Annotated in this window: 14 protein-coding genes; 7 read left to right on the top strand and 7 right to left on the bottom strand. The window is 64.5% G+C overall.

All coding sequences use genetic code 11. From position 1 onward, the window contains the following. Positions 1-85: 85 nt before the first annotated feature. Both GY40_RS01880 and GY40_RS28545 read left to right on the top strand, forming a co-directional pair. Complete coding sequence (locus tag GY40_RS01880) at positions 86-1,381, top strand: ISNCY family transposase (protein WP_038358251.1); 1,296 nt, start codon at positions 86-88, stop codon at positions 1,379-1,381. A gap of 764 nt (positions 1,382-2,145) precedes the next feature. Next, entirely contained in the window at positions 2,146-2,844 is a 699-nt protein-coding gene (locus GY40_RS28545) for a helix-turn-helix domain-containing protein (protein WP_349236396.1), read from the top strand. A 191-nt stretch (positions 2,845-3,035) separates the two neighbouring features. Here GY40_RS28545 and GY40_RS01870 read toward each other — a convergent pair whose 3' ends face one another. The 5 genes from GY40_RS01870 to GY40_RS01850 all read right to left on the bottom strand — a co-directional run bounded on the left by GY40_RS01870 (position 3,036) and on the right by GY40_RS01850 (position 7,470). After that, entirely contained in the window at positions 3,036-4,706 is a 1,671-nt protein-coding gene (locus tag GY40_RS01870; protein WP_038358247.1) for an FAD-dependent oxidoreductase, read from the bottom strand. Between the two features lie 68 nt (positions 4,707-4,774). Beyond that, positions 4,775-5,833, bottom strand: coding sequence for a cupin domain-containing protein (locus GY40_RS01865; RefSeq protein WP_282568274.1), 1,059 nt, complete (start codon positions 5,831-5,833; stop codon positions 4,775-4,777). A 20-nt stretch (positions 5,834-5,853) separates the two neighbouring features. Beyond that, entirely contained in the window at positions 5,854-6,408 is a 555-nt protein-coding gene (locus GY40_RS01860; protein ID WP_038358245.1) for a DsbA family protein, read from the bottom strand. Continuing rightward, positions 6,405-6,914: a peroxiredoxin gene (locus GY40_RS01855; RefSeq protein ID WP_081925063.1), complete on the bottom strand. Its 510-nt coding sequence runs from the start codon at positions 6,912-6,914 to the stop codon at positions 6,405-6,407. Before GY40_RS01855 ends, GY40_RS01860 begins: the two co-directional genes overlap by 4 nt. Before the next feature lie 37 nt (positions 6,915-6,951). Further along, entirely contained in the window at positions 6,952-7,470 is a 519-nt protein-coding gene (locus GY40_RS01850) for a Dps family protein (RefSeq protein WP_038358241.1), read from the bottom strand. 288 nt (positions 7,471-7,758) lie between these two features. On the opposite strand from GY40_RS01850, the gene GY40_RS01845 reads away from it, so the two are divergent. The 4 genes from GY40_RS01845 (at position 7,759) to GY40_RS01830 (ending at position 11,981) form a co-directional block, all read left to right on the top strand. Beyond that, the gene (locus GY40_RS01845) at positions 7,759-9,744 is read left to right on the top strand and encodes a PAS domain-containing sensor histidine kinase (RefSeq protein ID WP_248311077.1); all 1,986 of its coding nucleotides are present in this window, start codon (positions 7,759-7,761) and stop codon (positions 9,742-9,744) included. After that, positions 9,741-10,394, top strand: coding sequence for a response regulator transcription factor (locus GY40_RS01840; RefSeq protein ID WP_038358237.1), 654 nt, complete (start codon positions 9,741-9,743; stop codon positions 10,392-10,394). The genes GY40_RS01845 and GY40_RS01840 overlap by 4 nt, the downstream gene beginning before the upstream one ends. Positions 10,395-10,512: 118 nt before the next feature. Continuing rightward, complete coding sequence (locus tag GY40_RS01835) at positions 10,513-10,890, top strand: response regulator transcription factor (protein ID WP_038358235.1); 378 nt, start codon at positions 10,513-10,515, stop codon at positions 10,888-10,890. 110 nt (positions 10,891-11,000) lie between these two features. Then, the gene (locus GY40_RS01830) at positions 11,001-11,981 is read left to right on the top strand and encodes an alpha/beta fold hydrolase (protein WP_081925062.1); all 981 of its coding nucleotides are present in this window, start codon (positions 11,001-11,003) and stop codon (positions 11,979-11,981) included. 289 nt (positions 11,982-12,270) lie between these two features. Here the strand turns inward: GY40_RS01830 and poxB are convergent, their stop codons facing one another. Together poxB and GY40_RS01820 are read right to left on the bottom strand one after the other, a co-directional pair. Continuing rightward, the gene (gene poxB / locus GY40_RS01825; RefSeq protein ID WP_038358233.1) at positions 12,271-14,007 is read right to left on the bottom strand and encodes a ubiquinone-dependent pyruvate dehydrogenase; all 1,737 of its coding nucleotides are present in this window, start codon (positions 14,005-14,007) and stop codon (positions 12,271-12,273) included. 66 nt (positions 14,008-14,073) lie between these two features. Next, on the bottom strand, positions 14,074-15,192 hold the full coding sequence (locus tag GY40_RS01820) for an FAD binding domain-containing protein (RefSeq protein WP_038358231.1): 1,119 nt from the start codon (positions 15,190-15,192) through the stop codon (positions 14,074-14,076). Between the two features lie 224 nt (positions 15,193-15,416). Between GY40_RS01820 and GY40_RS01815 the strand changes: the two genes are divergently transcribed. After that, the gene (locus GY40_RS01815) at positions 15,417-16,646 is read left to right on the top strand and encodes an MFS transporter (protein WP_051987423.1); all 1,230 of its coding nucleotides are present in this window, start codon (positions 15,417-15,419) and stop codon (positions 16,644-16,646) included. Positions 16,647-16,924 lie beyond the last annotated feature (278 nt).

Raw genomic sequence — 16,924 nt, 5'->3', positions numbered from 1 at the left:
TGTAGGCCCCCGTTAGAAAGGTCACCAGTCTCCCCGTTAGAGATGTCACTCGTTCTGAGTGCTGGCTTGCTGGGAGCTTTGCGTGATGACGGTGGTGTCGATGAGCCATGCCGAACTCGACCGGGTTCAGGTGCTGTGGGATGTTGTGGCGGAACGGATTTCGGTCGGCGACGCGGCGCAGCTACTTCATCTGACGCACCGGCACGTATTTCGGCTGCTGCAGGTTTATCGCCGGCGCGGGCCAGTCGGCCTGGTGTCGCAAAAGCGTGGCAAGCCGAGCAACCGGTCTTATCCGCCGACGGTCCGGACGCAGGCTTTGGCGCTGATCCGGGCGAACTATCCGGATTTCGGGCCAACGCTGGCGGCAGAGAAGCTCGCGGAACGGCATGGATTGCGGTTGGGCGTCGAGACGGTGCGGCGCTGGATGATCGCTGACGGAATCTGGCGCGATCGTCGAGAGCGGCTCAAGCCAGTGCATCAGCCGCGCTACCGGCGCGATTGCGTCGGCGAGCTCGTCCAGATCGACGGCTCGCAGCATTGGTGGTTTGAGGACCGTGGCCCGCAATGCACCCTGCTCGTCTTCATCGACGATGCGACCAGCCGACTGATGCACCTGCAATTCGTCACGGCAGAGTCGACGTTCGACTATTTTGCCGCGACGCGGAGCTATTTGCAGCGCCACGGCAAGCCGGTTGCGTTCTACTCTGACAAGCACGCGACGTTTCGGGTCAACAAGGTCGGTGCGACCGGCGGCAATGGCATGACGCAGTTCGGCCGGGCGCTGGATCAGCTCAACATCGACATCATCTGTGCCAACGTCCCGCAGGCCAAAGGCCGGGTCGAGCGCGCCAATGGCACGCTGCAAGACCGGCTGGTGAAGGAGCTGCGGCTCGCCGGGATCTCATCGCTCGAGGCCGGGAACGCCTTCCTGCCGGGCTTCATGGAGGACTTCAACCGGCGCTTCGCCAAGGTGCCGTTCAACGACAAGGATCTGCACCGTCCGCTCGCCGGGGACGACGATATCGACGAGGCCTTTGCCTGGAAGGAGGAGCGGACGGTTTCGCAGAACCTGACGCTGCAATACGACAAGATGCTGTTCATCCTTGAACCGACGCCGGTGACCCGCACCCTCGCCCGCCAGCGTGTCACGATCTACGACTATCCAGATGGTCGGTTTGCGATCCGGCACCAGGGCCTTGACCTGCCTTATCGGACTTTCGACAAGGTTCAGCAGGTCGATCAGGCCGCGATCGTCGAGAACAAACGGTTAGGCGCGACGCTGGCCTACATTGCCGAGCGCCAGAAGGAGCTCAACATGTCACGCAGCGGCCGAGCGCCTCGACGGCAGGGTCAGGGGAAGAGCATCTTCAAGGCCGGCTAGCGAAGCAGCCGGATGGATCGGCAATTTCCTAGATGGGTGGATAGAGGCTATTGCGGCTCCTATGATGGAGGCGTTACGACCGTCCATCGGGTTCAGCCGCTACTGGCAATGGTCGTGACAACGTCAGCCTCGCCTTCCTCTGTTGCTAAAGTCGGACTGATCAGCTTGAGCTTGGTTGTCGCGAGCTTGCCATTTGTAGCTATGTTATGGCGCCACTTCGCTGATCAAAGGCGCCTTGCTGTCGAGCCTCACATTCGCGGTAGTGTGCTATCTCACTGGCGTATCAAGCATAACACTCGCGCGGTGATCGAGTTTGTTAGGAAGGATGCTTCGGGAACGTGGGTCCTGTGCCAGACCGAAGTGACCTTGCCGGGCCATCAGGTGGAATACAGGCAAACCGTATTCGTCGTACCACGCTCGGACTCATGTGGGCAGCCAGCGGTCGCGCTGGTGGAGCCGAAGCGACGTTGAACGAAGATATAGCAATGTCGGCAGTGGGTCGTTCTTTGCCCTTCAGCGTGAGTCGCGCCCTGCCCGCCCGGTCGCTTGTAGCCATGCCGCAGCGCGGCTGCGCAACCCTGACCAGCTCCGCCGCGCTGCTTGAGGTAAGCCGGAGAACTGGCCTGAGTGACATTTCTAACGAGCACAGAAAGCGACTTGTCTAACGAGCTCTGACACCGAGTGTGGGCGCAAAGTTAGAATGTCTCACCGTGGCAAACTAGGAATGTCACACTCCTCTGCCGTGACGTGCGTTGGAGTTTGGCATGCGCTGGGTGGAGATGAGCGAACGGGAGCTTCGCCGGGCTGAAGTGCTGGCGTCGGTTTTTGCGGGCCGCTTGACGATGACGGCTGCCGCCGAATCCATGGGCATCACGCGGCGCCTGGCGCACCGGCTGGCGCTACAGTTTGCGGATCATGGTGCTGCCGGCCTGCGGCACCGAGCTCGCGGCCGGCCCTCCAACCGATTGCTGGGGCCTCATGTTCGGCAGCTGGCGATCGCGCACATCACCGAGCGCTATAGGGATTTCGGGCCGACCTTTGCGAGCCAGATGCTTCTCGAACGTCATGGCCTGAATGTCTCGCGCGAGACGCTGCGCAAGTGGCTGCGGAGAGCCCGAGTTTCGCAGCAGCGCCGCAGAGGCGGTGCGATGTGCCGCTTTCGCCGCGACATGACGGTCGACGAAGGAGATCCGACCTCGGTGCCCCTTCGGTCGAGGCGCGTAGCCGCCGGCTTCGCTGTGCGTCTTTGGCGGCACCGGTTTGATCTCGTCCTGGCGCTCTTTCACCCAGGCCAGGGCCTCCGAGAGGCGCTTGTTCTCGACGATCGCCGTGTGCGTGACCCGCTGTTTCTTGTCGAAGAGGCGATACGGCAGAAGCCACCAGACTGCGAAGAGAAGCGTGACCCGCGTGAACGAGCCCCGGCACAGAGGTGCAATCCGAGCTTGACCCAACTGCCCGATTAGAGAAGCTGACATTCAGGCCTTGACGAAAACCGGACATTCGTCGGGCTTTGCTGGCTACCCTTCCTTCACCGCCGGTTTGTCCTGGCCGCCCACCGGAATGCCAATCAGCACGTCAAAGGCACCTAGACCGGCGATAGCAGTCAACCAGGAGCCCCCTGGTGGCGGACGCGGCGACCGCGCTAGTACGGGCGCTATCGAACGACATCAGCTAGGTAGCCATGAATCTGGGCCACCACTGCTGCTCCCTCTCCGACGGCGGCGGCGACGCGTTTAATCGATCCTGCCCTCACGTCGCCGATTGCAAAGACACCAGCCTTGTCGGTTTCCAGCGTTCGCAGGACTTCTCCGGCTATCGCGGTATCACGCGTCAGGCCCGTTCCCGTCTTCACGAAGCCACCATGATCGACGCCGACGCAGTTCGCCAGCCAGTCGGTGTTTGGTTCGGCCCCAATGAACAAGAATAGGTGTCGCAGCGTGCGATGATGTGTGGCTTGAGTCGTGCGGTTACCGAATTTGGCGCCCGTCAGACCAAGCTGTTTGCTTCCCTCGAGAGAAAGCACTTCCGTCTCCGGGTGGATCTCGACATTTGGTAACGCTGCAATCCGATCGATCAGATACCGCGACATTGTCGCTTCGAGATCGCGACGGCGGATCACCAGGTGGAGGCGCTTCACCCTGGGGGCCAAGTATACCACCGCCTGCCCGGCAGAGTTCCCACCGCCGACCAACGCAACCTCTTCACCTTCGCAAAGGCGCGCTTCGACAGGCGAGGCCCAGTAGGAGATGCCATTTCCTTCGAACGTGTCGAGGTTTGCGATTTCCGGCCGGCGATACCTCGCGCCCGCAGCTATCACAACTGTCCTAGCCCGGATGCTAAAGCCGTTCGAGAGGGACAGTCGTTTGATCTCGCTGTCGTGGCAATCGAGCTCGGTTACGGCCAGGGGAATAGCGATCTCAGCGCCAAATTTCTGAGCTTGATTATAGGCACGTCCGGCAAGGGCCTGACCTGATATGCCGGTCGGAAAGCCTAGGTAGTTCTCGATCCGTGCCGAGGCGCCAGCTTGGCCCCCAAAGGCGCGCTGATCGAGCACCAGAACGCTCAAGCCCTCCGATGCCGCATAGACGGCCGCGGCCAACCCGGCCGGCCCGGACCCTACGATGGCAGTGTCGTAGATCTTGGTCGGATCGAGCTCGGGCGTCATTCCGAGGCAGACCCCGGCTTCCGCATTGCTGGGGCGCTTCAAGACAGTGCCGATCGGGCAGATCATCAGGGGAAGATCGTCTGAATGCAGCCCCAGCCGCTCTACGATGACGTGCCCGTCGCCGCCGTCTTCCGCGTCGATCGTGGTGTGGGGATAGCCGTTGCGGGACAGGAACCCCTGCAAGCGCACGAGCTCGCTCTCTCCCGTTCGTCCGATCAGCACCGATCCCGCCGAACCCCCTTCGATCAGCCCGACCCGGCGCAGGATCAGCGCGCGCATGACGATTTCGCCGAGATCGGCCGAACCGATGATCAGAGCCCGTAGGTACGCTGCATCCAGTGGCAGCGCCAGACACCCCTCTGCCCCCGCCTTGCCTGCGGCCAATGAGCCACGCCCCGCAAGCTGGCTGACTTCACCAGTAAATTGTCCGATGCCGTGAACAGTAATGGGATTCTCGCGCCCGAGGCCATCGCGGCGCACGACTTCGATCGCGCCGTCCAGAACCATCCATACCGGTGCATGGTGGTCGCCGACATTAAAGATCAATTCGTGGGGTTGAAACCGGCGCGCGGGCCCGCTGGCAAACCTCCTGAACGTTGCAATCTGTTCGGCAACGAGCACCGGGAACATCTGGTGGCCGCGTGTCTCGATCAGGCTCATCTCAAATTCCGATCGATCATGTGAGGAATGCAGGCCGGCGTCCACATGTAGGCCGACAAGACTTGCGCTCAGTGTGGGATGGAACCAGACAGTATGAAGCGTGCCCGATGCGGAAGCGTCATCGCAACATCACGAGGCAAACCGAGATTCGTTGCAAGCACGTCAACCGGGTTGGCGGCGAGCCAGGCTGAGAGGTCGTTCGCCTCATAATGCCCATTGTTGAACCCGACGAGGACGCGCAACACCGTCGATCCGGTGTTGCGGATGTAGTGGCCCGCACCCATTGGGACATAACCGATATCGCCAGCCTCGAAGGTTTCGGCAACGACCTGTCCCTCCGCCAGAAAGACCGCCATCTCGGCGTTGCCCTCAAGGTAATACTGCCACTCGTCGGCGTTCGGGTGCCAGTGCAGCTCGCGCATCGCGCCGGGCTCGATCTCCAGGAGCGAGCCAGCCATGCCCTTCGAGATCGGAAATTCGTCCACGGTGACGGTACGCTGCGTGCCGCCGCCCGGCACGCGCCGTGGCTGCTGGGCCAGCAGCGGGTAGCGGTGCGGCGTCGTCAACGCAGGCGTTGCGCGCGGCGCAGCGTCGGTCGAACGGTCGTCGGGCACGGGTCCTTGGGCGAAATAAGCCTCGCCGGCCGGGAGCTGTGCGATCTCTTCGCGGCTCAGGCCGAGATTCTGCGCCAGCACCTCCGGCGACGTTCGGGAAAGCCAGTCGGTGACGCTGAAGGTATGATCCTCGGAGAAGTCGCCATTGTCGAAGATCAGAATGAAATGGCACTCGCCGGGACCGAGCCCCTGGATGGAGTGGCCCCAGCCGCGTGGAAAATACCAGACGTCGCCGGGGCCGAACGTATCGGTCGCTGACGAGCCGTCCGGATGCAGCACCGTGGTGCGGCACTCGCCCGCGACGACATAGGCCCACTCGGCAGCATTGGCATGCCAGTGCAGTTCGCGCATCGAACCTGGTGCGAGCCTCATCGAAACGCCTGCGATGCCGACGCTGGCCGGGAACTGCTTCACGGAGGCGCCGCGCGTGATGCCGCCTGAGCCGGTGCGGGGCGTGGCCTGTTCGAGCCGGTAGCGGAAGGACATCGTGGAATCGGTCATGGTCGTCTCCATTGGCCGGGTGGCAAGGGGGCTCAGCGATGCGTTGCGGCGCGCGGGCGGATGGCGTCCCGGGCGGCTTGCTTCAAGGCGGAAACGAGGCTGTCGATATCGCGCTCGCCATCGTACCGAAGCCCGTTGATGAACAGGCTCGGCGTCCCGTTCACGCCGCTGCGAATGCCGCCCGTGAAATCCTCCTTGATCTTCCGGTCGAAGCGGCCATCGAGGCCTTGCCTGACGACGTCGGTAGCGAGACCGAGGCGAAGGCCATAGGCGTAGAGGTCGGCGTCTCGCAGTGCGGTCTGATTCTCGTAGAGCATGTCATGTGCCTGCCAGAACTTGCCGAGCTCGGCGGCCGTCTCCGCGAACTCCGCTGCGCGCACCGCATGGGGATGCATTTCGGCGAGCGGGAAGTTGCGGAAGACGAAGCGCAACTGGTCGCCCATGGCGCGCTGCACCGCCTTGAGAACAGGATAGGCCTCGCCGCAATAGGGGCATTCATAGTCGCCATATTCGACGAGGGTCACAGCGGCCTGCGCCTGGCCCTGGACATGGTCCTGGCTGCCGACGGGGATCGCGAGACGGGTCATGACGTAGCTCCTTCGGAGGGCGCCGAGGCGCCGAGATTATCGAGTGCCTCGAGAATGCCGTCGGCGCCGGGGTTGATGCCGAGCGGCGAGACGAAGCTCCAGCGGATGATGCCCGCCCCGTCGATGACGAAGAGGGCGCGCTCGCTGATGCCCTCCTTGTCGCGGTAGACGCCGAAGCTGCGCGCGACCGCGCCCTTGGGCTCGAAATCGGAGAGCAGCGGGAAGTGCAGCTTGCGCTCGCCGGCAAAGGCGGCGTGACACCAGACGCCGTCCACCGAGATGCCGACGAGTTGCGCGCCGGCCTTGTGGAATTCGGGCAGGATCTCGTTGTAGAGCGCCATCTGGTCACCGCAGACCGGACTCCAGTCCGCGGGATAGAAGGCGAGGATCACCGGCTTGCCGCGCAGGTCATCGAGCGAAACCGTCTGGTCAGGCGTCGCCGGTAGCGTGAAGGCCGGGGCAGTCTGGCCCGCAGGCAGGGCCGTCGGCGAATGCGTTTCGGACATGGTCATTCTCCTCCGATCGGAACGTGTTTGAGCGCGCTCAGCGCTCTTGCCGTGTCGTTTCGTAGAGAAACCAGCTCCGCCGCTCGGAATCATCGATCCAGACCTCGAGCAGGCTGGTCGAGGCGACGTCGTTATGGGCCTCGCAGACACCGTGAGCCGCGCGCAGGAAGCCGGTCAGGCTGCGGTTGTCGTCGGCAAGCTCCGCCAGCATGTCCTGGGGGGTGACATAGTCCGCGTCATTGTCGAGCAGGCGCTGGATCCGGCCGATATGGCCGATCGAGCGGAGCGTCGAGCCGCCGACCTTGCGGGCGCGCTCGGCCAGCGCATCGGTGGTCGCGAAGATCTGATCGCCCTGCTCGTCGAGCATCAGGTGATAGTCGCGGAAATGCGGGCCGGACATGTGCCAGTGGAAGTTCTTGGTCTTGAGATAGAGCGCGAACATGTCGGCGAGGACGCCGGTCAGCGCGGCTGCGATGTCGGTCGTGGCGTTCGCGCCGAGATCGGTCGGGGTGCGCAAGGCGGCGTCGCGCTTGGCATGGATGGACAGGTCGTTCATGGCAGCTCTCCGGGGTGGCTTCGAGGAGCCTGTCTCCCCGATGTCCTGACCCTAGGTCGCGGCCGCCGCCGCCTGAATCGGACGAAGGCATGTCGAGCTCATACCTAGGTTTGTGTGCGCCAGTGAAGGCCGCGCCCGGCCGACCTAAACCCCTGTATGATTTCATCGCCGGCCGCTTTTGCGAAAGTGATGCCGCGGATCGAAGCATCCGCACCGATCGCGGGGGACGAGGCAGATGAGCTATGCTAGCGCGTTGTCAGCTCTCGCGACCGGAATCGGCTGCCCCTCATGTCCTCCCGCTTCTCCGCCGCTCGGTACAACGCCTCTCGATCCGCCCCGCCGGACACCGCTCTCCCCCAGCGCTCCTTCTTCTCTGCGGCCATGAACACGACGGCACTTCGCATCGCCGCGGGTCTGCTCGCGCTCTGCATCTTCCTGTTCGATACGCTCTCGCCGCTGGAGGGCGCGGTGGCTGTGCTCTACGTTCTGGTAGTCTTGCTGGCAGCGGGCACCGGACGGCGGGGCGACATCCTCGTGGCGGCGGTGACAAGCCTGACCCTGACCGTCGTGGCTTATGTCGATACACATGGCCCGAGCCTGGCCGGCGCTCCCACTTTGCGCGCGCTGGTCAGCGTGGCGGCGATCACGATCGCGACGTTGCTCTCCCTGAAGAACCAGGCGGCCACGGCGACGCTTGCGGCCCAGGCCCGGCTGCTCAACCTGTCGCACGACATGATCTTCGTGCGAGACACTTTCGGACAGATCACATTCTGGAATCGCGCCTCGGAAGAGACCTATGGCTGGTCTGCCGCCGAGGCGACGGGCCGGATCGCCGACGAGTTGCTGGAGACGCGATATGCGCTGCCGCGCGACGCGGCCGACCGCGTGCTTCACGACACGGGACGATGGGACGGCACGCTGGAGCACCGGACCAAGGCCGGCGCGCGGATTACCGTGGAAAGTCGCTGGGCCCTCCAACACGATGCCAGGGGACGCATCGTCGGCGTGTTCGAGACGAATAGGGATGTCACCGAACGCGAGGCTGCCCACGCGGCGCTGGTTCAGAGCGAAAGACGCTACCGGCGCATGTTCGACGCGACCCGGGTCGGCGTCGTTCAGGAGGACTGGAGCGCGGCGCGCCGCGAACTTGCCGCACTCGATCTCGCGAATGGGGAGACATTGGCCGCTCATCTGGCCGCGCATCCGGAGTTTGTCGCGCGCCTGCGCAAGGTGACGAAGATTGTCGACGTCAACCCAGCCTTCCTCTCCATGATCGGAGCGGGATGTCCTTCTGATCTCCACCAGACGGTCGACGATGTGCTGAGCGACAGCGATCCGACCTTCGGGCCGGCGCTGGCGGCTTTCGCTCGTGGCGAGAGCTTCCATGAAGGCGAGACGGAGATCGTCAGGACCGATGGCAGCCGCGTGCCGGTCATCTTCGCCATTACCTTTCCGACAGTCGATGACGGCGACGGCAATGTTCTTGTCTTCGTCGTTGACATCACCGAACGCCGGCAGGCGCAGGATGCGGTGCTGCAAGCACAGGCGGAACTCGCCCATGCCGCCCGCGTGGCGACCTTGGGTGAGCTCACCGCGTCGATCGCCCATGAAGTCAATCAGCCATTGATGGCAGTCGTGACCAACGGCGAGGCGGCGCTGCGCTGGCTACGCCGCGACAAGCCTGACCTGCAGGAGGTTGACAGCGCCATCGGGCGCGTCGTTTCCGAAGGCCGGCGCGCCAGCGAGATCGTGAAGCGGATTCGCGCCTTCCTGACCAAGGCACCGACCCGCTCGAATGCGCTGGATGTCGCGGCGCTGATCGAGGAGGCCGCGCAGCTCGTGCAGCGGGAACTCGCGCGCGCCGAGGTCGAATTGCGCATCGAAGCCGCTGCGGACCTGCCGCCTGTCATTGGCGACCGGATCCAGCTCCAGCAAGTCCTGGTCAACTTGATGGTCAACGCCGGCCAGGCGATGACTGAACATGATGGCCGGCGCCTGCTGACGATCACCGCCGGTCAGGCAGACTGCCAAGTGGAAGGCCGTCGTGTCGAGATCGCTCTACGCGACACCGGTCCCGGCATCTCGCCCCAGCACCTGGAGCGCCTGTTCGATCCCTTCTTCACGACCAAGCCGGAGGGGATGGGCATGGGTCTTGCGATCTGCCGAACGACCGCTGAAGCTCACGGCGGAAAGCTTTCGGTCGAGAACCCTCCAGACGGCGGAGCGACATTCCGCCTGACTCTTCCTATTTCCCACCATGGTACCGCGGTATGATCAGGCAGTCGTCCGTAAAGCCGGCCCCGGCTTCACCGAGCCCGCCACTCGTCGTGATCGTGGACGACGATCCGGCGGTGCGTGAATCCCTCGACAGTTTGATCCGGTCTGTTGGGCTGGCGACGCGCCTCTTCGGCGCGCCGGCGGAGCTGTTGCAGGGCGCTTTGCCCGACGTGCCAGGCTGCATCATCCTCGACGTGCGCCTGCCTGGCATTAGCGGCCTCGATTTTCAGGACCAGCTCGCCCGGCAGGGGATAGCGCTGCCGATCGTCTTCATGACCGGACATGGCGACATACCGATGACCGTGCGGGCGATGAAGGCTGGTGCGGTCGATTTCCTGTCGAAGCCTTTCCGCGATCAGGAAATGCTCGACGCGGTGACGTCTGCGATTGAGCGCGACCGGCAGCGCCGCAGCGCGACCGCGGCGCTGGACGATCAGCGTTCAGCCTATGCGACGCTGACAGCCAGGGAGCGCGAGGTGATGACGCATGTCGTTGCCGGTCTGATGAACAAGCAGGTCGCCGGCATGCTCGGCCTCAGCGAGATCACGGTGAAGATCCATCGAGGCAACGTCATGCGGAAGATGGGTGTGCGCACGTTGGCCGACCTCGTCCGAACGGCCGAGGCCCTGGGGGTTCACAAGCCGTGAACATGCGAGGTGCAAACCTGCGTATGATGGCCGCACGACGCATGATCCTTCATAACGAGGTCAGGCCGCGCACCGGAGTCCCCCTTTTGTGCGACCATCGGCACAAAGAAGCGTGGACATGCATCACATACCGACAGTCGCGATCGTCGATGACGACGACGGCGTTCGCAATTCGCTGGCCAGCCTGATCCGCTCGCTGGGCTACGAAGCCCGAAGCTATGGCTCTGCGCCGGAATTCCTCGCAGATTGCGAGACGGGCGATCCCGATTGCATGATTTCCGATATCCAGATGCCCGAGATGACGGGAGACCAGCTCCAGGCCGAACTGATCGCGACCGGACGGAGCTTCCCGATGATCTTCATGACGGCTTTTCCGACAGCCGCTACGCGCGAGCGCGTCATGGCCGCCGGCGCTTGCGCCTTCCTCGACAAGCCAGCCGAACCCGACACAATTGCGCATCATCTTGCCGCGGCGCTGGCGCATCGCCGCGGCTGAGCTGCACACCCCACACCTTCGTATGAGGCGCTGATCCAAGCGTAGGATTCCGGCCCCGGCTGCCCCCGCCTAACCTGTCTTCGTCAGCTACCCAATGCGGAGACAAGGCTATGTCCGACGTCAGTTTCATCGTCACCCGGCGGGCCGCGATGGCCGGCATGGCCGCCGCTTCTGCAGCGAGCCTGATCCCTGCGGCAGCATCCGCACAACCGTCACAACCCCTTCGAAACACGACAGGAGCCACGACCATGAGCAGCGGTTACGTGAAGACCAAGGACGGCGTCGAGATCTTCTACAAGGACTGGGGGCCCAAAAGCGCCCAGCCGATCATGTTCCATCACGGCTGGCCGCTGTCCTCAGACGACTGGGACGCGCAGATGCTGTTCTTCCTCGCGAACGGCTACCGCGTCGTGGCCCATGACCGTCGCGGCCATGGCCGCTCTTCGCAGGCCGATACCGGCAACGACATGGATCACTACGCCGCTGACGCCTTCGCCGTGGTCGAGCATCTCGACCTCAAGAACGCCGTCCATATCGGCCACTCCACCGGCGGGGGCGAGGTCGCCCGCTATGTCGCGAAGTTCGGCCAGCCCCATGGCCGCGTCGCCAAGGCGGTGCTGGTCAGCGCCGTGCCGCCGCTGATGCTGAAGACTGCAAGCAATCCGGGTGGAACGCCGATCGAGGTCTTCGACGGCTTCCGCAAGGCGCTCGCCGCCAACCGCGCGCAGTTCTATCTCGATGTCGCCTCCGGCCCTTTCTACGGCTTCAACCGCGAGGGGGCGAAGATTTCGCAAGGGGTGATCCAGAACTGGTGGCGGCAGGGCATGATTGGCGGAGCGCTGGCCCATTACGAGGGAATCAAGGCCTTCTCCGAAACCGACCAGACCGAGGACCTGAAGGCGATCACCGTGCCGACGCTGGCGATGCAGGGCGATGACGACCAGATCGTACCCTACAAGGATGCGGCGCTTCTGCAGGCCAAGCTCCTGAAGCACGGCACGCTGAAGATCTACGAGGGTTTCCCGCACGGCATGCTGACCACCCATGCCGAGGTGATCAATCCGGACCTTCTGGCCTTCGTGAAGGGCTGACACCCAACCCACGCGCGACAATGACCAAGGGAGGGCGGATCATCTCCGCCCTCCCTTTCGTTTGGCCGCAGCTGGTGGCGCTGCCGCATCATCCCTGCTGGAAAGTCCGACCCTGCTTAGGGCCGCCGTTCCTGGCTCATAACCTCAATGCTGCTCTTTTGACGCGCCGCCATGCATATCCGCGACAGCAGCAGGGGCGTCAGTTCCATGGCGCGATTCCGGCAATAGCGAGAGGGCGCCGGGACCGTTGAGGCCGCAGCTGGCGGATATCTCGATTGGTTCGGTCAGTTCAGCGCGGCAGCAGGTTCTGCTTGGCGAGGTCGAGCACCTCGTCGCCGCGCCCGCTCATCACGGCCCGCAGCATCCACAGGCCGAAGCCCTTGGCCTGCTCCACACCGATGGTCGGCGGCATGGAGAGTTCCTGCGTCGCGGTCACCACGTCGAGCACGGCTGGCCCGTTATGGCCAAGCACGTCTGCGACCGCGCTCGGAAGATCGCCGGGATCCTCGACCCTGACGCCATGAATGCCCATGGCACGCGCCATCGCTGCGAAATCGGGATTCTCAAGATCGGTTCCGAGTTCCACGAAGCCCGCAGCCTTCATTTCGAGAGCGACGAAGCCGAGCACGCCATTGTTGAAAATGACGATCTTCACCGGCAGCTTCTGCTGCTTGAGCGTGATCAGATCGCCCATCAGCATCGTGAAGCCGCCATCGCCTGACAGCGAGATCACCTGCCGCCCGGGCTGCGCAGCTTGGATGCCGATGGCTTGCGGCATGGCGTTGGCCATCGAGCCATGCACCAGCGAGCCCACCAGCCGCCGCTTGCCGTTCATCTTGAGATAGCGTGCCGCCCAGATCGTCGGCGTGCCGACATCGAAGGTGAAGGCCGCATCCTCCGCGGCAACGTCGCTAACCACCTTCGCCAGATATTGCGGGTGGATTGGCCTGCGGCCTGGCGTGCCGCGCGCCAGCGCGTCGAGCCCTTCCCGAGAGTGCCGGTAGCGGTCGAGGCTGTCGTCGAGATGCGTCTGGTCCCGCTTCACCGACAGGCGCGGCAGCAGGGCGTCGATCGTCGCGCTGACATCGCCGACGATGCCGAGATCGAGCTTGCAGCGGCGGCCGAGCTGAGATGCGCGGATGTCGACCTGGGCGATCGTGATGCCGCTCGGGAGGAACTGCTTGTAGGGAAAATCGGTGCCCAGCATCAGCAGCAGATCGCATGCGTGCATCGCCTCATAGCCCGAAGCGAAGCCGATGAAGCCGGTCATGCCGACATCATAGGGGTTGTCGTATTCGACATGCTCCTTGCCGCCGAGCGCGTGGACGATCGGGCTCTTCAGCATCTCGGCGAGTTTCATGAGCTGGGGATGCGCACCGGCACAGCCACGGCCGCAGAACAGCGTCACGCGTTGCGCTCCGTTGAGCAGGGCAGCGAGGGCCTCGACTTGCGCCTCGGCAGGCGTGACGACGGGCATCGGCGGCAACAACCCTGCGGCCGGCGCGACTTCACGCGCCGGCGCCGGCTTCAGCGCCACGTCGCCGGGGATCACGATGACCGCGACACCGCGCTCTCCGACGGCGGCGCGGATCGCATTCTCCAGTACATAAGGCATCTGGCTGGGGTCGGAGACCATCTCGCAATAGACGCTGCATTCGCGAAACAAGTTCTGCGGATGCGTTTCCTGGAAATAGCCACCGCCGATCTCAGCCGACGGAATCTGCGCGGCGATGGCCAGCACGGGCGTGCGGCTGCGCTGGGCGTCGTAGAGGCCGTTGATGAGGTGCAGGTTGCCCGGGCCGCAGGAACCGGCGCAGACGGCGAGATTCCCCGTGATCTGGGATTCTCCGGCAGCAGCGAATGCTGCGACCTCTTCATGCCGGACATGCACCCAGTCGATCTTGCCGGTCTGGCGCAGCGCCTCGGTCAGCCCGTTCAGGCTGTCGCCGACCACGCCGTAGATGCGCTCGACTCCCGCACGGTCCAGGGTTTCGACGATCAGATCGGCAACATTGCGTTTCGACATGTGCTTGGCCTCTCTCGCTGTCTTCGAAGGATTTCGGTGTCACATGGCCGGCATGTCCGCCGGAGCTTACAGCGCGGTCGCACCAAGGCGTCGGCCCAGGGCTGCAATCTCGCGACCGACCGGTAGGCGCTCGCCTTGGTAGCGCGCGAGAGCCGTTTCCAGATCGGCCTCCGCGGCCAGATGCTTGCGCAATGACATCACGTCGCCGGCCGCCTTGCCGACCCCCATGGCGGTGTGCGGCCTCACCACGAAGGCCGCATCGCCGATCAGAGCGATACGCCCTCCCACCATGGCGGGCGTCTCATAGTCGTAGATCCCCTGGATCGAGGGCGTCTCCTCCGCCGCGACGGCAAGCGAGAAGGGCGGCGGCAGGTGGATGCGGGCATCATGGCGCAGCGCGTCGCGCCGCTCCGATGACAGCCCGCCGCGCGGCAGCGAGACCGGATGGCTACGGCCGTCGCGATCGATGAAGAGCGCCCGCAGATCATGCTCCACTACCCGGCGGTACCAGACCCAGTTATAGCGCCGCTTGCCTGGCGCGGTCTCGCCGTTCGGGCCAGGTACGAGGTAGCCCAGCGCGTGGTCGCCCGGCGCGAGATAGAAGGCGAAGCGGTCCAATAGCAGCGAAGCCCTCGCAGGCAGCGCCGTCTCCGGGATCAATCCGCGCCAGGCGACATAGCCGGCATAGCGGTTTGCCGCATGATCGGGAGAGAGTGCCTGGCGCACGACCGAGCCGATGCCGTCGGCGCCGATCACCATATCGGCCTCGTCGCGCGAGCCGTCGGCGAAGCTTAGCATAGCAGGGCCGTCGCCCTCAGCTTCGACCCGCACGAGCTGGCTGCCGAGCCGGTAATCGGCCGGCGCGATGCGTGCTGCGACCTGCTCGTAGAGCACGTCCCACGAGAGCTGGGTCTGCGCTTCCCTGATCGTCTGCACGATCTCTCCTGCCTGATCGAGGAAGATGCGCTCCTGCGCGACCACGCCGATATCGGCGAGGTGCTCGATGCCGATCGCCCGCAGGATCTGGAAAACCTCTCGTTGAGGAACTAGGCCGGCGCCGCGACCCGCGAGGCCTTGGCGGGAACGCTCATGGACCCTGACATCATGACCGTCGCGCTTCAGCAGGACGCCGGCGAACAGGCCTGCGAGAGATCCGCCGATGATGCTAATGCGAAGTGGTTTCATGGCGCGCCTCTCGCGGATGCCGGAGGACCCTGAGCGTTTCCGCCACTGGGCCTGTTCCCTTCATTGAGACAACGCGGCGGCCCGATCCGGCAATCATACGCAGGTGTGTGCCGGACATCCGCAAGCGCTACAGAATGCGCGAGTGCCAGCGCGTAGCTTCCAAGCCATCAGAGCCGGATCGACCGCTAACCCGGTCGCGCCGGCCCGCTAGCGGAGCACAGACTATGGACAAGCCCGTCAAGCCGGATGCAAGCCCGCCGCGCAGCGGCAGCATGTTTATTTATGCGATGTCAGCCGCAGCCGGCATCGCAGTCGCCAACATCTATTACAACCAGCCGATGCTCGGCCTGATCGAGGCGGAACTGCCCGGCTCGCTGTCCGGGCTGATTCCAACGGCGACTCAGCTCGGATACGCCGCAGGGCTGTTCCTGTTGGTGCCGCTCGGCGACATCGTCGAACGCAAGCGTCTCATCGTCATCCAGTTCGGGGTGCTGGCGGTGGCGCTTATTCTGGCAGCTGTGGCGCCGGGCGCTGCCCTGCTGGTGCTCGCCTCGCTCCTCGTCGGACTCGCCGCGACGGTCGCCCAGCAGATCGTGCCGCTGGCCGCCCATCTCTCGGCGCCGGAGCGGCGCGGCGCCACGGTCGGCAAGATCCTCGCGGGAATCCTGACCGGCATCCTGCTCAGCCGCACGCTGGCCGGCTTCGTCGCAACGCATGGCGGCTGGCGCGAGATGTTCTGGCTCGGCGTGCCGATGGCGCTGGGAGCCGGGGCCCTGATGTTGCTGACGCTCCCGCACAGCAGGCCGGATTCCCAGCTCGGCTATGGCCGCCTGCTGCATTCGATGCTGCATCTGTGGCGCGAATTCCCGGCCCTGCGACTGGCGGCGCTGACGCAGGCTCTGCTCTTTGCGGCCTTCACGGCCTTCTGGACCGTCCTTGCGTTCCGCCTGCAGGCGCCACCCTTCAGCCTCGGCGCCGATGTAGCAGGACTTTTCGGCATCGTCGGCGCGGTCGGAATCCTCACGGCGCCGCTCGCCGGCCGCGTCGCGGACTCCAAGGGGGCTGCTCCCGTGGTTGCGCTCGGCGCCGTCGTGACCTTGTCGTCATGGCTTGTGTTCGGGTTCTGGACCTCTCTCGCAGGGCTCGTTCTTGGCGTCGTGCTGCTCGATTTCGGCATGCAGTCGGCGCTGGTCTCCAACCAGCACATCGTCTTTGCGCTGCGGCCGGAAGCGCGAGCTCGCCTGAATACCATCCTGATGGGTGCGATGTTCCTCGGCGGCGCCTTCGGTTCGGCGACCGGGACCTATGCCTGGCAGGCTGCCGGCTGGCCTGGCGTTGTCGCGCTCGGGTTCGCCTTCGGCGCTGCCGCCGTGGCGCTGCAGGTAGCAAGCCATCTCAGCGAGCGCCGGCGGCATCGCGCGATCGCCCCTTCTCCGAGCACAACGAGTCGCTGAACCAACGGCGCCCTCGTCCTTCAAAGCTGGAGGAACGACCATGACATCTGCTGTGAACGAGACCGGCAGCGTAGCGCCCATTGAGCAGGATGACAGCCCGGCGTCCTGGCGCTATCGCGGCCTCACGGCCCTGGCCCATCCGCTGTTCCATGCGGGAATTGTGATCGCGATCGTCGCGGTTGGGCAATCGCGGCGCATTGGGACCGCTGGACCGGGTCGGCGCGCTATAAAGCCACCGACAACGCCTTCATCGCCGGCGACGCCACGCCGCTCTCTGC

Origin of the sequence: Allobosea sp. UNC402CLCol (genome assembly GCF_000745475.1) — a bacterium.
In the GTDB taxonomy this organism is placed as follows: domain Bacteria; phylum Pseudomonadota; class Alphaproteobacteria; order Rhizobiales; family Beijerinckiaceae; genus Allobosea; species Allobosea spartocytisi.
This window is presented reverse-complemented; position numbering and strand designations above follow the sequence as displayed.

What these genes read in the sequence shown, in the direction of transcription:
- GY40_RS01880 (WP_038358251.1), top strand. Translation starts at nt 86, where the DNA reads ATGACGGTGGTGTCGATGAGCCATGCCGAACTCGACCGGGTTCAGGTG.
- GY40_RS28545 (WP_349236396.1), top strand. Translation starts at nt 2,146, where the DNA reads ATGCGCTGGGTGGAGATGAGCGAACGGGAGCTTCGCCGGGCTGAAGTG.
- GY40_RS01870 (WP_038358247.1), bottom strand. Translation starts at nt 4,706, where the DNA reads ATGAGCCTGATCGAGACACGCGGCCACCAGATGTTCCCGGTGCTCGTT.
- GY40_RS01865 (WP_282568274.1), bottom strand. Translation starts at nt 5,833, where the DNA reads ATGGAGACGACCATGACCGATTCCACGATGTCCTTCCGCTACCGGCTC.
- GY40_RS01860 (WP_038358245.1), bottom strand. Translation starts at nt 6,408, where the DNA reads ATGACCCGTCTCGCGATCCCCGTCGGCAGCCAGGACCATGTCCAGGGC.
- GY40_RS01855 (WP_081925063.1), bottom strand. Translation starts at nt 6,914, where the DNA reads ATGTCCGAAACGCATTCGCCGACGGCCCTGCCTGCGGGCCAGACTGCC.
- GY40_RS01850 (WP_038358241.1), bottom strand. Translation starts at nt 7,470, where the DNA reads ATGAACGACCTGTCCATCCATGCCAAGCGCGACGCCGCCTTGCGCACC.
- GY40_RS01845 (WP_248311077.1), top strand. Translation starts at nt 7,759, where the DNA reads ATGTCCTCCCGCTTCTCCGCCGCTCGGTACAACGCCTCTCGATCCGCC.
- GY40_RS01840 (WP_038358237.1), top strand. Translation starts at nt 9,741, where the DNA reads ATGATCAGGCAGTCGTCCGTAAAGCCGGCCCCGGCTTCACCGAGCCCG.
- GY40_RS01835 (WP_038358235.1), top strand. Translation starts at nt 10,513, where the DNA reads ATGCATCACATACCGACAGTCGCGATCGTCGATGACGACGACGGCGTT.
- GY40_RS01830 (WP_081925062.1), top strand. Translation starts at nt 11,001, where the DNA reads ATGTCCGACGTCAGTTTCATCGTCACCCGGCGGGCCGCGATGGCCGGC.
- poxB (WP_038358233.1), bottom strand. Translation starts at nt 14,007, where the DNA reads ATGTCGAAACGCAATGTTGCCGATCTGATCGTCGAAACCCTGGACCGT.
- GY40_RS01820 (WP_038358231.1), bottom strand. Translation starts at nt 15,192, where the DNA reads ATGAAACCACTTCGCATTAGCATCATCGGCGGATCTCTCGCAGGCCTG.
- GY40_RS01815 (WP_051987423.1), top strand. Translation starts at nt 15,417, where the DNA reads ATGGACAAGCCCGTCAAGCCGGATGCAAGCCCGCCGCGCAGCGGCAGC.